Raw genomic sequence first — 13,045 nt, 5'->3', positions numbered from 1 at the left:
TCAGGGATTCCGCATGAGTCAGGCCGCAGCCATCTGTTTTACCTGCATCGTCAGGTGCTTGCCATTGTGGCCGGTGATCGTGACCGGCACAAGCGCACGGGGTTTTAGACCGGCGGCATCGACGAGCGTGAAATTTTCGGTGTGGGCGAGGCCGTTGTTTTCGACCAGCAATGTCTGTTCGCTGCCGACCATGCCGTCGAGGTGGCGGGCATGCAGCGCCGCGCCCGTAGCGCGAAGCCGCGCAGCGCGATCCTTGACCAGCGCCCGGTCGAGCTGCGGCATGCGCGCGGCCGGCGTGCCGGGGCGGGGGCTGTAGGGAAAGACGTGCAGATGGGCGATGCCGCAATCCTCGGCCAGCCGCATCGCATTCTCGAACATCTCTTCGGTTTCCGTCGGGAAACCCGCGATCATGTCGGCGCCAAGGCTGATCTCCGGGCGAAGGCGCCGGACCTGATCAGCAAAGGCGCGGGCGTCGGCGCTCGAATGGCGACGCTTCATGCGCTTCAGGATCATGTCGTCGCCATGCTGCAGCGACAGGTGCAGGTGTGGCATGAAGCGTGTTTCGCCGGCGATCAGATCGAACAGGTGGCCGTCCGCCTCGATGCCGTCGATGGAGGAAAGGCGCAGACGACGGATATCCGGAACCTGCTTCAGCAGTGTCTTTGCCAGCAACCCCAGTGTCGGCGTTCCCGGCAGGTCGGCGCCGTAGCTGGTGGCATCGACGCCGGTCAAAACGATCTCGCTGTATCCGCCATCGACGAGCTTGTGCGCCTGGTCGACCACGGCCCCCATCGGCACCGAGCGTGAATTGCCGCGGCCGTAGGGGATGATGCAGAAGGTGCAGCGGTGATCGCAGCCGTTCTGGACCTGGATGAAGGCACGCACATGGCCGTCGATATGCTTGACCATCTGCGGCGCGGTGGCGCGCACACTCATGATGTCGTTGACGCGCAGCTTTTCTTCTGCCGAGACGCCGAAATCAGGCAGGGCGCGATAGGAGGCGCTTTTCAGCTTCTCCTCGTTGCCGAGCACGGCATCGACCTCGGCCATGCCGGCGAAGGTTTCCTTCTCCGTCTGCGCGGCGCAGCCGGTGACGATGATGCGGGCATACGGGTTGTCGCGGCGGGCACGGCGGATCGCCTGGCGCGCCTGGCGCACGGCCTCGCCGGTCACCGCACAGGTGTTGACGAGAATGGCGTTGTTCAGCCCCGCCTTCTCGGCTTCCGCCCGCATCACTTCGGATTCGTAGGTATTGAGACGGCAGCCGAAGGTTATGACCTCGACGCCGCTCAAAGCGCCCGGGCCTCGGCGGTTCCCGGTTGGGTCTCGTCGCGTTGCCACGCGCCGGTTGCCGGATCGACGGTTCCAGACCATTCCCATTCGGCAGGTCCGGTCATGACGACATGGTCGTCGTCGCGCCACTCGATTGTCAGCCGGGCCGGCGCGGGGGCGGAGGCGACGTCAATCGTCACCTTGCGACCGGTGCGACCGGTGCGCGCGGCACTGACGGCAGCCGCACAGGCGGCCGAGCCGCAGGCAAGCGTCAGTCCGGCGCCGCGTTCCCAAGTGCGAGTGCGCAGCGACGAGGGCGAAAGCAGCTGTGCCAGCGTGATGTTGGCGCGCTCGGGGAACATCGGATGGTTCTCGAGCAGCGGGCCGAACCGATCGAGGTCGAAGGACATCGGGTCCTTGTCGACCCAGAAAACCGCGTGCGGATTGCCCATCGACATGGCCGACGGCGAATGCAGGACGGGACTATCGATCGGCCCGATCTGCAGTTCGATACGGCTGGTATCGGCAAACTCCTCGGCAAGCGGGATCCTGTCCCAGGCAAAGACCGGCTTGCCCATATCAACGGATATCGTGCCGTCCTCGTGTTCCCGGGCGTTCAGGATGCCGGCGATGGTCTGGAAGGTGAATGCCTTCTTGCCAGTCTCGGCGGCGAGCGCCTGGACGACGCAGCGGGTGCCGTTGCCGCAGGCCTGCGCCATCGAGCCGTCGCAATTGACGATATCGATCCAGGCGTCGGTGCCGGCAGCCTTGGGATCGTGGATCGCCATGATCTGGTCGAAGGCGGTTGCAGGGTCGGCGTTGAGCGCGATGGCTGCGTGTGGCGTCACGCGGTCTCGGCGGCCGCGCATGTCGACGACCAGGATCTTGTTTCCAAGCCCGTTCATTCTGGCAAATTGCACGTTGTCGGCCATGTCGCGATTGTCCAAACCGGCCTCGCCAAGCGGAGGCACCCTTCATTCGGGCTGTATATGGCGGAAAAGCCCGGAAATTACCAGTGCCGGCTTCCCTGTGTCGGCTTCATTGGCCCGTGAGTGGAGAGGGCGGTACATCGAAGATTTCGCCGGGGCGCAGGGCCCTGAAGCGGGTGCGCGCAATTTCTGCTTCATCAAGCGCCTGCTCGAGGGCGCGCACCGGAGCATCGACGCCCTCGTCTGTCAGGCGGAACGTTCCCCAGTGGTGCCCGGCCACATGTTCGGCAGCGCAGTCGAGCATACCCTGGACCGCCTCCTCCGGATTTTGGTGATGATCTTGCATGAACCAGCGCGGCTCGTAGGCGCCGAAGGGCAGGTTGGCGAGACGGAAGCCGCCATGTTTTTCGCGCGCTGCGCGATAGTTGATGCCGCCGTGAAAGCCGGTGTCGCCGACATGGTAGATCTTGCCGACCGGCGTTTCGATGACGAAGGCCGCCCACAGCGCCATGCGGCGGTCGCCGGAGCCGCGCGCCGACCAGTGATGGCAGGGCTCGGCATGGATCACGAGCTCGTCTTCGAGGCCCAGCCGGCCACCCCAGTCGAGAACCGATATGTTGGCGTCCGGTGCTGCGCGGCGGATGATCGTATCGTTTCCGAGCGGCGTGACGATCAGCGGACTGTGCTCCTCGTTGAGCGCTGCCAGCGTGTCGAGGTCGAGGTGGTCGTAGTGGTTATGGGTGACGAGCACGAGATCGATCGGCGGAAGATCGTCCATCTCGATGCCGGGCGGATTGCGCCGCGATGGGCCGACAAGGGCAAAGGGGCTCGCCCTGTGCGCCCAGACGGGGTCGGTCAGGATGTTGAAGCCGTGCACCTGGATGAGCAGCGTCGCATGCCCCACCATCGTCACCCGCAGGCGGGCGGCCTCGACGCTCAACTCCGGCTTTGCCTGCTGAAATGGGCTTGGATAATGTGCCGGCCACTTCACCTTGCCGCGTCCGAGCTGCCAGCGCAGGAGGTCGGCCATGCCCCGCGGCTGCCGGCCGTTGGGGTTGAAGAATCGCGTTCCGTCGAAGTGGTCGGAGGTGGGTCCCCGATAATAGGCATTGACCTTCGGCATCGTCGTTCTCTCGGCGATTGTTCGGTAGCTTTCGATGGAAAAAGATAGGCGCTTTGAAGCCGTCGTCACAGGGTGCAGGCGAAGAGCTTAAGAATTTCTTGAATAGAGCAACTCGATTGCTATTGTTCCCTATGCTGGTTCGCTTCGACAAACAGGAACGTCTCTACAAGGCCATCAAACTGGTTCGGCCGATCCATCTCAATGTGCACCGTTCGATCGAACGCATGCTGGAAGGTTCGGGCATATCGGTTGCCGAAAGAGCGGTGCTCGAGCTTCTCTGCGGGGAGCCGTTGACGGTGCCGGAAGCGGCCCGGCGATTGTCGATGAAACGGCAGTTCGTGCTGCGCGTCGTCGGCGGCCTGCTGGAAAAAGGGCTTCTGGAAAAGCAACCCAATCCGGAACATCGGCGTGCCTATTTCTGTGCGCCGAGCGCTGCCGGTCGCGATCTGTTCGAGGCGATCCACCGGCGGGAACTCGAGTTGCTGCACGCGGTTCTGGGCGATATCAACCAGACCGAAGTGGTGGTGGCGCTCAGGGTCATGACGCGCGTCGCGACTGCCTTTGAAGACCTGGCGCGCGAACTCGCGGCACCGGACACCGACGAAGGCCCATGATCGCGGCTCTGCTGGCTTGTTGCGGTCGTAACCGGCACCGCTGACGCCACTGTGCGAAGTCCCTGCTCTGGGATTTGCCCGCCGTCCTTGACTTTTCGGCCGCTTTCCTGTTTATCGCGGCAAATTCCTTCGCAAGTGATGACTTCGAAGCCACCGACCCGGCCCCGTAAAGGTATAAAGAGAGCCAGGAGGTCAACATCCGACAGCGCGTTGCGCCCTCGGGTGGTTTTTGGCTTTGCGCCTTGTTTTTCAGGCGAAGGAACCCACGTTTCCGGCTAGTTTGCATGCTACCGGAAACCAGAAGGAAGTGAGAATGTTCGAGAGCCTCCAGGACCGCCTTGGTTCCATATTGAATGGACTGACCGGCCGCGGCGCATTGTCGGAAGCAGATGTTTCCGCGGCGCTTCGCGAGGTTCGCCGTGCGTTGCTCGAAGCCGACGTCGCGCTCGACGTCGTGCGCTCCTTCACTGAAAAGGTTCGCGAGAAGGCGGTTGGCGCCGAGATCCTGAAATCGATCAAGCCTGGGCAGATGGTCGTCAAGATCGTCCATGACGAGCTGGTCGACATGCTGGGCTCCGAGGGCGTCACCATCGACCTCAATGCGCCTGCCCCGGTTGTCATCATGATGGTCGGTCTGCAGGGCTCGGGCAAGACGACGACCACCGGCAAGATCGCCAACCGGATGAAGACGCGGGACAAGAAGAAGGTCCTGATGGCTTCGCTCGACACGCGTCGTCCGGCCGCTCAGGAGCAGCTTCGCCAGCTCGGCGTCCAGACCGGCGTCGATACGTTGCCGATCATTGCCGGCCAGTCGCCGACCGATATCGCCGCGCGCGCCGTGCAGGCCGCCAAGCTCGGCGGCCACGACATCGTCATCCTCGACACCGCTGGCCGCACGCATATCGACGAACCGCTGATGATCGAGATGGCGGAAATCAAGCGGAAATCCAATCCGCATGAAATCCTGCTGGTCGCCGATGCGCTGACCGGTCAGGACGCCGTCAATCTTGCCCGTAACTTCGACGAACGCGTCGGCATCACCGGCCTCGTGCTCACCCGTATGGACGGCGACGGCCGCGGCGGTGCAGCGCTTTCGATGCGTGCCGTCACCGGTAAGCCGATCAAGCTCATCGGCGTCGGCGAAAAGATGGGCGAACTCGAAGAGTTCCATCCGCGCCGCGTCGCCGACCGCATCCTCGGTATGGGCGACATCATCTCGCTGGTCGAGAAGGCTGCCGAGAACATCGACGCCGAAAAGGCGGCGGCCATGGCCGCCAAGATGGCCAAGGGCAAGTTCGACCTGAACGACCTCGCCGACCAGCTGCGCCAGATGCAGAAGATGGGCGGCATGGGTGGTATCATGGGCCTGATGCCCGGCATGGCCGGCATGAAGGACAAGATGGCGTCGGCCGGTCTCGACGACAAGCTGTTCGGACGCCAGATCGCCATCATCTCCTCGATGACCAAGGCCGAGCGCGCCAACCCCGACATGCTCAAGCATTCCCGCAAGAAGCGCATCGCAGCCGGTTCGGGCACCGATGCCGCCGACATCAACAAGCTTCTGAAGATGCACCGCCAGATGGCGGACATGATGAAGATGATGGGCGGCAAGGGCAAAGGCGGCATGATGAAGCAGATGATGGGCGGCCTTGCCAGCAAGATGGGCCTCGGCGGCCTTGGCGGCGGCGGCATGCCCGATCTGTCGAGCCTCGACCCCAAGCAGCTTGAAGCACTTCAGAAGCAGGCGGAAGCGGCCGGCCTCAAGCCCGGTGGCATGCCGGGCCTTGGCGGCGGTGGCCTTCCCGGTCTCGGCGGCGCCAAGCTTCCGGGCCTTGGCGGTTTCCCCGGCCTTCCCGGCCTGCCGAAGAAGAAGTGAGGATCGGTGAGAGATGATTGATCCCGAGATCAAACGAGAATTGGCGGGTTACCGGCAGTCGATCGACAATATCGATGCCGCGCTCGTCCACATGCTGGCCGAACGGTTCCGCTGCACCCAGGCGGTCGGCGTTCTCAAGGCCAAGCACAATCTGCCGCCGGCCGATCCGGCGCGCGAAGAATACCAGATCGAACGTCTTCGCCATCTGGCGAAGGATGCCAATCTGGATCCGGATTTCGCCGAGAAGTTCCTGAACTTCATCATCAAGGAAGTCATCCGGCATCATGAAGCCATCGCCGCCGATCGCACGCAGTCCGCGGGCACCGTCGGCACCACCCATTCCGCTTGAACGAAGCGGTCAATAAAGCCTGCAAGGAGTTACTCAAATGGCACTGAAAATTCGTCTCGCCCGTGGCGGTTCCAAGAAGCGTCCTTACTACCAGATCGTCGTTGCCGACGCCCGCAGCCCGCGCGACGGCCGCTTCCTCGAGAAGATCGGTTCCTGGAACCCGATGCTCGGCAAGGACGACGAAAAGCGCGTCGAGCTGAACGCCGAGCGCATCAGCCACTGGATCGCCCAGGGCGCCCAGCCGACCGACCGCGTTCTGCGCTTCCTCGACCAGGCTGGTATCGCCCAGCGTCCGGCTCGCGCAAACCCGAACAAGGGCCTGCCGGGCAAGAAAGCTCAGGAGCGCGCTGCTGAAGCCAAGCAGAAGGCCGAAGACGCCGCTGCTGCTGCTGCCGCAGAATAAGTTCCGGTAAACGGATGAAGGAAACGGGCGGCATTTCCATGCCGCCCGTTTTCCGTTATGTGCACGCTGAAATCCCGAAACGGATGCGGATGATGAGCAAAATCGAAAACCCGGTTCTGATGGCGACAATCGGTGCGGCCCAAGGCCTGCGCGGCGAGGTCAGGGTGAAGTCGTTCACCGACGACCCGACGGCACTCGGCGACTATGGCCACCTTCATAGCGCCGACGGGCGCGTGTTCGAGGTGCTGGAAGTCCGCGAAGCCAAGAACGTGGTCGTCGTCCGCTTTCGCGGCGTCAACGATCGCAACGCCGCGGAGGCGCTCAACGGTCTCGAACTGTTCATCGACCGGGACAATCTGCCCGACGACGATCTCGACGAAGACGAATTCTTTTACGCCGACCTCGAGGGCCTGGAGGCCGTCGACGGCAGCGGCAAGAGCTATGGCACCGTGACCGGCGTGTTCGATTTCGGTGCCGGCGACCTGCTCGAGCTCAAGGGGCCGGGCAAGCGTCCCGTGCTCATCCCCTTTACCGAATGGTCCGTTCTGGAAATCGACCTTGAAGGCGGCAAGCTGCTGGTGGATCCGCTGGCCGCTGGTCTCATCGACGACAAGGACGAGCCCGGCAGCCCGTTTTCGGCCAAGCGCAAGTGAGCGGCAAGGCAATGTCCTTCCGCGCAACGGTGCTCACGCTTTATCCTGAAATGTTTCCCGGCCATCTCGGCGCCTCGCTTTCCGGCCGGGCGCTGGAGCGCGGCCAGTGGTCGATCGATGCCGTCCAGATCCGGGACTTTGCTGAAGACAAGCATCGCACAGTCGACGATACGCCGGCCGGCGGCGGCGCCGGCATGGTGTTGAAGCCCGACGTTCTCGCCCGCGCGATCGACGCGGTGTCCAGGGACGATCATCGCCCACGACTGTTGATGAGCCCGCGCGGAAGGCCGTTGACGCAGAAGCGCGTGCGCGAACTTGCCGATGGCCCCGGCGTGGTGATCGTCTGCGGCCGGTTCGAAGGCGTCGACCAACGCGTCATCGACGGGCGCGAACTCGAGGAAGTGTCGATCGGCGATTACATTCTTTCGGGCGGCGAGCCGGCGGCGCTGACACTGCTCGATGCCGTCGTTCGCATCCTGCCAGGGGTGATGGGCAACGAGCTGTCCGGCGTTCACGAAAGCTTCGAGGGCGGGCTGCTGGAGCATCCGCACTATACCCGGCCGCAGGTTTTCGAGGGCCGGGAGATCCCGCCGGTTCTGACCTCTGGCAACCACGGCGCCATCGCCAAATGGCGCGAGATTGAGGCGCGCCGGCTGACCGAAGAGCGTCGGCCTGATCTCCTTGTTCAACCCGTGAAGAAATAGTAGGCGGCGAGCAGCAACCCGATCGCCACGACCAGGGCCCGGATCACCGCCTGCGGCACGCGCCGTGCCGCCCAGACGCCGATGTAACCGCCCAGGGCCGCCCCAGGAACCATGACCGCTGCGTGCAGCCACGACACGACGCCGCCTGCAGCGAAGACGACGATAGCGATGGTGGCAATGACGATCGAGATGAAGTTCTTGAGGGCGTTCAGGCGGTGATAGCCGCCGCCGGTGGCAAGTCCGAGCACCGCCAGCATCATGATGCCCATGCCGGCGCCGAAGAAGCCCCCGTAGATCGAGGTTACGAACTGGCTGACGATGCCGGCCGGACTGATCGCATGCTCGTCTATGCGCGCCTTGGGCTTCAGGAGTGGTCCGGCGGCGAAGATCGCCGTTGCGGCGATCAGCAGCCACGGGACGAGCGCGCGAAACGAGGCGTTCGACAAGGAGATCAGCAGCACGGCGCCGGCGAGCCCACCGACCGCCGAGATGATGCCGAGCTGGATCGCCTGGCGGCGATCGGCGCGGATCTCCTTGGCATAGGCAAGCGCCGAGGTGATGTAGCCGGGAAGCTGGATGATCGACGAGGTCGCATTGGCGACAATCGGCGGCAAGCCGCCAAGGGTCATGGCGCCGAAGGTAAGGAAGGTGCCCCCGCCGGCAATCGCATTGACCATGCCCGACAGGAAACCGGCGACGAAAAGCAGAAGTATTTCGAAGAACTGCATGGTCTCCCCCCACTACCCAGCCCGGCATAGCCCGCAGGCTTTGCGGCCGCAAGCCCGCGTTCGCCTGCGTTTCCATGCGCGTTCTTTCGAAATCTCTGATAGAATTCGCGCCGAACGCCTCCATGGCCCGGAAAATATGGCTTTCGGGGATGACAAGCGGAGTTTCTTCGTGTAAGTGCCGCCCCGGTTCGGGTTTTTGCCCGTCGACCACCAACAAAGAATGGTGAATTCGCTCCTGCCGGGTCCGGCAACATCTGAAGGCATGTCCGACAGGTCGATCGAGAGCGCTCTGGCTGTTTCAGAAGAACTTGAAAGGTTAACCCGATGAACATCATCCAGCAGCTGGAAGCCGAACAGGCCGCCAAGATTGCCGCCAAGCGCACGCTCCCCGATTTCTCCGCAGGCGACACGCTGCGCGTCAACGTCCGCGTTGTCGAAGGCTCGCGTACCCGCGTTCAGGCTTATGAAGGCGTTTGCATCGCTCGTTCGGGCGGCGGCATCAACGAAAGCTTCACCGTTCGCAAGATCTCCTACGGCGAAGGCGTCGAGCGCGTATTCCCGGTTTACTCGCCGCTCGTCGAGAGCGTTGAAGTGGTTCGCCGCGGTAAGGTCCGTCGCGCCAAGCTTTACTACCTGCGCGATCGTCGCGGCAAGTCGGCTCGTATCGTTGAAAACACCGGTACGCGCGCTCGCAAGCTGAACGACGCCGAGCGCCAGGCCGTTGCCGAGGAAAAGGCACGTATCGAAGCTGAAAAGATCGCAGCAGCTCAGGCTCTGGCCGCCGAAAAGGCAGCAGCCGAAGCCGCAGAAGCCAAGGCAGCAGCAGAAGCCGCCAAGGCAGCAGAAGCTGCAGCGGAATAAGATTTCAATCCTTTCGGATTGTTGGAAAGGCGGCCTTGGGCCGCCTTTCTTTTTTGGTACTATGCGCTTGTCTTTTCTCCACAATCCGTGACATTTTTCGCTGCCACACTTTTCGGGAGTTCTTCCAATGACAATCCGTCGCCATGTGCTTGCGGGCATCGCAGCCGCACTTGCCGTTCCATTTGCTTTTTCTGCGTCGGCTTTCGCCAGCGACCTGCCGGATCTCGGCGGCAAGACGGTTGTCGTCGTCACGGAAAACGCCTATCCGCCGCTGCAGTTCGTCGATCCGAAGACCGGCGAGGCGATCGGCTGGGAATATGACGCGATGAACGAGATCGCCAAGCGTCTCAATTTCAAGGTCGAATATCAGAACACCAGCTGGGATGCGATGATCCAGGCGGTTCATGACGGCCAGTACCAGATCGGCATGACCGGCATCACCATCAAGGACGACCGCAAGGAGAAGGTCGACTTCTCCGACCCTTATATGCGCTCGCAGCAGTTCATGCTGGTACGCGGCGACGAGGCCCGCTTTAACGACGGCAAGAGCTTCGGCGCCTTTGCCGACGGCCTGGTTGGTGCGCAGCCGGGCACCTCGCCGTTCTACACCGCCGTCTACGAAATGCTCGATGGCAACGAGCAGAACCCGCGCGTCAAGCTGTTCGAAACCTTCGGTGCGACCGTGCAGGCATTGAAGGCCGGGGACGTCGACGTCGTTCTCACCGACAGCGTTGCCGCCAAGGGCTATGTCGATTCGTCGGAAGGCAAGCTGAAGGTCGTCGGCGGCCCGCTCGGCACTGAGGATTTCGGCTTCATCTACCCGAAGGGTTCCGATCTGGTCGCTCCGATCAACGCCGCGATCAAGGCGCTGAAGGCGGACGGAACCTTCGACGCCTTGGACAAGAAGTGGTTCCTCGACTACAAGATGGGCGGCTGATCGCAGGCAATGGCCTCCCCAAATTCTTCTGACATGTCCGCAAAGGGCGACTATCCCTGGTGGCTGGTCGCCCTTCTGGTGATTGCCGTGGCGCTCGCCGCCGTTATCGTCACCAATGATATCTATACCGAGGTCTTCAATGTCGTCCTCAAGGGCATCGGCGTCACCGTTTTCGTGACCCTGATGGGCTTCGTGCTGGCGACGACGCTCGGCCTCGGCATCGCACTGATGGCGCTGTCGGAGCATGCGGCCCTTCGCCAGATCGCACGCTTCTACACCGAAGTCATTCGCGGCGTGCCGATCCTTGTCCTCCTGTTCTACATCGCCTTCGTCGGCGCGCCGGCGCTCGTCGTGGTCGCGAATTTCATCACCGCGCCGCTGATTTCGGCCGGCTGGATGGAGCCGGTGGTGGTGCGCGACATTTCGCTGATGTGGCGGGCGATCATGGCGCTGATGATCGGCTATTCCGCCTTCATCGCGGAAGTGTTTCGGGCCGGCATCCTCTCCGTCGACAAGGGACAGGTCGAGGCGGCCAAGGCGTTGGGCCTGACGCGCTACCAGCGGTTTCGCCTGGTGATCTTTCCGCAGGCAATCCGCGTGATCCTGCCGCCGCTCGGCAACGATTTCGTCGCCATGGTCAAGGACTCATCGCTGGTCTCGGTGCTCGGCGTTGCCGACATCACCCAGATGGGCAAGGTCTACGCTTCCGGTTCCTTCCGCTTCTTCGAGACCTATTCGATCGTTGCCTATGTCTACCTGGTCCTCACCATCGGCCTGTCGTTGGGCCTGAGGGGGGTCGAGCGGCGTTTGCGACGCGCCGAGCAGCGTTGAGGCCGCTTCCACCGATTGCCGAAGTGTCAAAAAATTGATATGTACGGCCTCATGGAATCCAAGTTCGGATGTCGAGAGCAGAAAATCGTCGTGCTGCAGGACCACAAGCGTCTGCCGGCACGCTTTTTCGCGCGCGTATCCGGGGCGCTGACAAGCCTCCTATCCTGATCCCTTGATCAGCGTTTCCGGCCGCCCTGCTGCCGGCCTTTCCCTTCTTTACGAAAATTCGATGGATATATCGCCATGAGCGCACCGCGTACTCTCTATGACAAGATCTGGGACGACCACCTGGTCAATAGCCAGGACGATGGAACCTGTCTTCTCTACATCGATCGTCATCTCGTTCACGAGGTGACGAGCCCGCAGGCTTTCGAAGGTCTGCGCATGGCCGGCCGCAAGGTCCGTGCTCCGGAAAAGACGCTTGCCGTCGTCGACCACAACGTGCCGACTTCGCCGGACCGCCACCTCGGCATCAAGAATGAGGAAAGCCGCATTCAGGTCGAGGCGCTCGCCACCAATGCGGCCGAGTTCGGGGTTGAATACTACTCCGAAAACGACAAGCGTCAGGGCATCGTGCATATCGTCGGCCCCGAGCAGGGCTTTACGCTGCCCGGCATGACCATCGTCTGCGGCGATAGCCACACCTCGACGCACGGCGCCTTCGGTGCGCTGGCACACGGCATCGGCACGTCCGAAGTGGAGCACGTGCTGGCGACCCAGACGCTGATCCAGCAGAAGGCCAAGAACATGCTGGTGCGTGTCGACGGCCAGCTGCCGCCTGGCGTCACCGCCAAGGACATCATCCTTGCCATCATCGGCGAAATCGGCACTGCCGGCGGCACCGGCCACGTCATCGAGTTTGCCGGCGAAGCCATCCGCGCGCTGTCGATGGAAGGTCGCATGACCATCTGCAACATGACGATCGAAGGCGGCGCCCGCGCCGGCCTGATCGCGCCTGATGAAACGACCTTCGAATACATCAAGGACAAGCCGCGCGCGCCGAAGGGCAAGGCGCTGGAGATGGCGATCGACTATTGGAAGACGCTGCACACGGACGAGGGCGCACACTTCGATCGCGTCGTCGTGCTCGACGCGGCCAATCTGCCGCCGATCGTCTCCTGGGGTTCGTCGCCCGAGGACGTCATTTCGGTTCAGGGCATCGTCCCGAACCCGGATGAAATCCCGGAAGAAAACAAGCGCACCTCCAAGTGGCGCGCGCTCGACTATATGGGCCTGAAGCCCGGCACCAAGATCACCGACATAGCGATCGACCGCGTCTTCATCGGCTCGTGCACCAACGGTCGCATCGAGGACCTGCGCGCCGTTGCCGCCGTCGTCGAGGGCCGCAAGGTCGCGTCGACGGTTTCGGCGATGATCGTCCCGGGCTCCGGCCTCGTCAAGGAGCAGGCGGAAGCCGAAGGCCTCGACAAGATCTTCCGCGAAGCCGGCTTCGACTGGCGCGAGCCGGGCTGCTCCATGTGCCTGGCGATGAACGACGACCGGCTGAAGCCGGGCGAGCGTTGCGCCTCGACCTCCAACCGCAACTTCGAAGGACGTCAGGGCTTCAAGGGACGCACGCACCTGGTGTCGCCGGCAATGGCGGCAGCCGCTGCGGTCGCCGGACATTTCGTCGACATTCGCGAGTGGAAATGATCAGGCGCGCGGAAATAATCCCGCGCGCGTGGACATAAGCCGGTTCTTGAGCTTTTCCGGCGTTGATGGCCGCCCTTCGGGGCGGCCTTTTTTATGGTCCACTCTTGCCGGG

General features: G+C 62.9%; 14 protein-coding genes. 10 read left to right on the top strand and 4 right to left on the bottom strand.

Annotation, left to right across the window (positions count from 1 at the left end):
• Positions 1-18: 18 nt before the first annotated feature.
• The 3 genes from mtaB to LPJGGPFB_RS01100 form a co-directional block, all read right to left on the bottom strand.
• The gene (gene mtaB / locus LPJGGPFB_RS01110) at positions 19-1,293 is read right to left on the bottom strand and encodes a tRNA (N(6)-L-threonylcarbamoyladenosine(37)-C(2))-methylthiotransferase MtaB (RefSeq protein ID WP_173418352.1); all 1,275 of its coding nucleotides are present in this window, start codon (positions 1,291-1,293) and stop codon (positions 19-21) included.
• Positions 1,290-2,204 (bottom strand): diaminopimelate epimerase, encoded by a 915-nt coding sequence (gene dapF, locus LPJGGPFB_RS01105; RefSeq protein ID WP_173418351.1) that lies wholly within the window; start codon positions 2,202-2,204, stop codon positions 1,290-1,292. The genes mtaB and dapF overlap by 4 nt, the downstream gene beginning before the upstream one ends.
• A gap of 106 nt (positions 2,205-2,310) precedes the next feature.
• A complete protein-coding gene (locus LPJGGPFB_RS01100) occupies positions 2,311-3,324 on the bottom strand; it encodes an MBL fold metallo-hydrolase (RefSeq protein WP_173418350.1) in 1,014 nt (337 codons plus the stop codon).
• Positions 3,325-3,440: 116 nt separating this feature from the next.
• On the opposite strand from LPJGGPFB_RS01100, the gene LPJGGPFB_RS01095 reads away from it, so the two are divergent.
• From LPJGGPFB_RS01095 to trmD, 6 genes are all read left to right on the top strand, one after another.
• The gene (locus tag LPJGGPFB_RS01095) at positions 3,441-3,938 is read left to right on the top strand and encodes a MarR family winged helix-turn-helix transcriptional regulator (protein ID WP_234902751.1); all 498 of its coding nucleotides are present in this window, start codon (positions 3,441-3,443) and stop codon (positions 3,936-3,938) included.
• 313 nt (positions 3,939-4,251) lie between these two features.
• Positions 4,252-5,814 carry a signal recognition particle protein gene (gene ffh, locus LPJGGPFB_RS01090; protein ID WP_173418349.1) on the top strand — a complete coding sequence of 521 codons (1,563 nt, stop codon included), beginning with the start codon at positions 4,252-4,254 and terminating at the stop codon, positions 5,812-5,814.
• A gap of 13 nt (positions 5,815-5,827) precedes the next feature.
• The gene (locus LPJGGPFB_RS01085; protein WP_173418348.1) at positions 5,828-6,163 is read left to right on the top strand and encodes a chorismate mutase; all 336 of its coding nucleotides are present in this window, start codon (positions 5,828-5,830) and stop codon (positions 6,161-6,163) included.
• A 37-nt stretch (positions 6,164-6,200) separates the two neighbouring features.
• Entirely contained in the window at positions 6,201-6,566 is a 366-nt protein-coding gene (gene rpsP, locus LPJGGPFB_RS01080; protein ID WP_173418347.1) for a 30S ribosomal protein S16, read from the top strand.
• A gap of 92 nt (positions 6,567-6,658) precedes the next feature.
• The gene (rimM, locus tag LPJGGPFB_RS01075) at positions 6,659-7,219 is read left to right on the top strand and encodes a ribosome maturation factor RimM (protein ID WP_173418346.1); all 561 of its coding nucleotides are present in this window, start codon (positions 6,659-6,661) and stop codon (positions 7,217-7,219) included.
• An 11-nt stretch (positions 7,220-7,230) separates the two neighbouring features.
• Positions 7,231-7,923 carry a tRNA (guanosine(37)-N1)-methyltransferase TrmD gene (gene trmD, locus LPJGGPFB_RS01070; protein WP_173418345.1) on the top strand — a complete coding sequence of 231 codons (693 nt, stop codon included), beginning with the start codon at positions 7,231-7,233 and terminating at the stop codon, positions 7,921-7,923.
• On the opposite strand, the gene LPJGGPFB_RS01065 is transcribed toward trmD, so the two are convergent.
• The gene (locus LPJGGPFB_RS01065; protein ID WP_173418344.1) at positions 7,905-8,651 is read right to left on the bottom strand and encodes a sulfite exporter TauE/SafE family protein; all 747 of its coding nucleotides are present in this window, start codon (positions 8,649-8,651) and stop codon (positions 7,905-7,907) included. The two genes, trmD and LPJGGPFB_RS01065, sit on opposite strands and share 19 nt — an antisense overlap.
• A 324-nt stretch (positions 8,652-8,975) precedes the next feature.
• On the opposite strand from LPJGGPFB_RS01065, the gene rplS reads away from it, so the two are divergent.
• The 4 genes from rplS (at position 8,976) to leuC (ending at position 12,933) form a co-directional block, all read left to right on the top strand.
• A complete protein-coding gene (rplS, locus tag LPJGGPFB_RS01060) occupies positions 8,976-9,512 on the top strand; it encodes a 50S ribosomal protein L19 (RefSeq protein ID WP_173418343.1) in 537 nt (178 codons plus the stop codon).
• Between the two features lie 127 nt (positions 9,513-9,639).
• On the top strand, positions 9,640-10,449 hold the full coding sequence (locus LPJGGPFB_RS01055) for a transporter substrate-binding domain-containing protein (protein ID WP_173418342.1): 810 nt from the start codon (positions 9,640-9,642) through the stop codon (positions 10,447-10,449).
• 9 nt (positions 10,450-10,458) lie between these two features.
• Positions 10,459-11,280: an amino acid ABC transporter permease gene (locus LPJGGPFB_RS01050; protein ID WP_173418341.1), complete on the top strand. Its 822-nt coding sequence runs from the start codon at positions 10,459-10,461 to the stop codon at positions 11,278-11,280.
• Between the two features lie 243 nt (positions 11,281-11,523).
• Entirely contained in the window at positions 11,524-12,933 is a 1,410-nt protein-coding gene (leuC, locus tag LPJGGPFB_RS01045; protein ID WP_173418340.1) for a 3-isopropylmalate dehydratase large subunit, read from the top strand.
• Positions 12,934-13,045: the final 112 nt, after the last annotated feature.

It is taken from the genome of Ensifer adhaerens, from assembly GCF_013283195.1.
Classification (GTDB): domain Bacteria; phylum Pseudomonadota; class Alphaproteobacteria; order Rhizobiales; family Rhizobiaceae; genus Ensifer; species Ensifer adhaerens_G.
Note: the sequence above shows the minus strand (reverse complement) of the source record. Positions and strands in the feature narration are given on the sequence as shown.

What these genes read in the sequence shown, in the direction of transcription:
- rplS (WP_173418343.1), top strand. Translation starts at nt 8,976, where the DNA reads ATGAACATCATCCAGCAGCTGGAAGCCGAACAGGCCGCCAAGATTGCC.
- dapF (WP_173418351.1), bottom strand. Translation starts at nt 2,204, where the DNA reads ATGGCCGACAACGTGCAATTTGCCAGAATGAACGGGCTTGGAAACAAG.
- LPJGGPFB_RS01050 (WP_173418341.1), top strand. Translation starts at nt 10,459, where the DNA reads ATGGCCTCCCCAAATTCTTCTGACATGTCCGCAAAGGGCGACTATCCC.
- LPJGGPFB_RS01055 (WP_173418342.1), top strand. Translation starts at nt 9,640, where the DNA reads ATGACAATCCGTCGCCATGTGCTTGCGGGCATCGCAGCCGCACTTGCC.
- LPJGGPFB_RS01085 (WP_173418348.1), top strand. Translation starts at nt 5,828, where the DNA reads ATGATTGATCCCGAGATCAAACGAGAATTGGCGGGTTACCGGCAGTCG.
- trmD (WP_173418345.1), top strand. Translation starts at nt 7,231, where the DNA reads ATGTCCTTCCGCGCAACGGTGCTCACGCTTTATCCTGAAATGTTTCCC.
- LPJGGPFB_RS01065 (WP_173418344.1), bottom strand. Translation starts at nt 8,651, where the DNA reads ATGCAGTTCTTCGAAATACTTCTGCTTTTCGTCGCCGGTTTCCTGTCG.
- rpsP (WP_173418347.1), top strand. Translation starts at nt 6,201, where the DNA reads ATGGCACTGAAAATTCGTCTCGCCCGTGGCGGTTCCAAGAAGCGTCCT.
- leuC (WP_173418340.1), top strand. Translation starts at nt 11,524, where the DNA reads ATGAGCGCACCGCGTACTCTCTATGACAAGATCTGGGACGACCACCTG.
- ffh (WP_173418349.1), top strand. Translation starts at nt 4,252, where the DNA reads ATGTTCGAGAGCCTCCAGGACCGCCTTGGTTCCATATTGAATGGACTG.
- LPJGGPFB_RS01100 (WP_173418350.1), bottom strand. Translation starts at nt 3,324, where the DNA reads ATGCCGAAGGTCAATGCCTATTATCGGGGACCCACCTCCGACCACTTC.
- rimM (WP_173418346.1), top strand. Translation starts at nt 6,659, where the DNA reads ATGAGCAAAATCGAAAACCCGGTTCTGATGGCGACAATCGGTGCGGCC.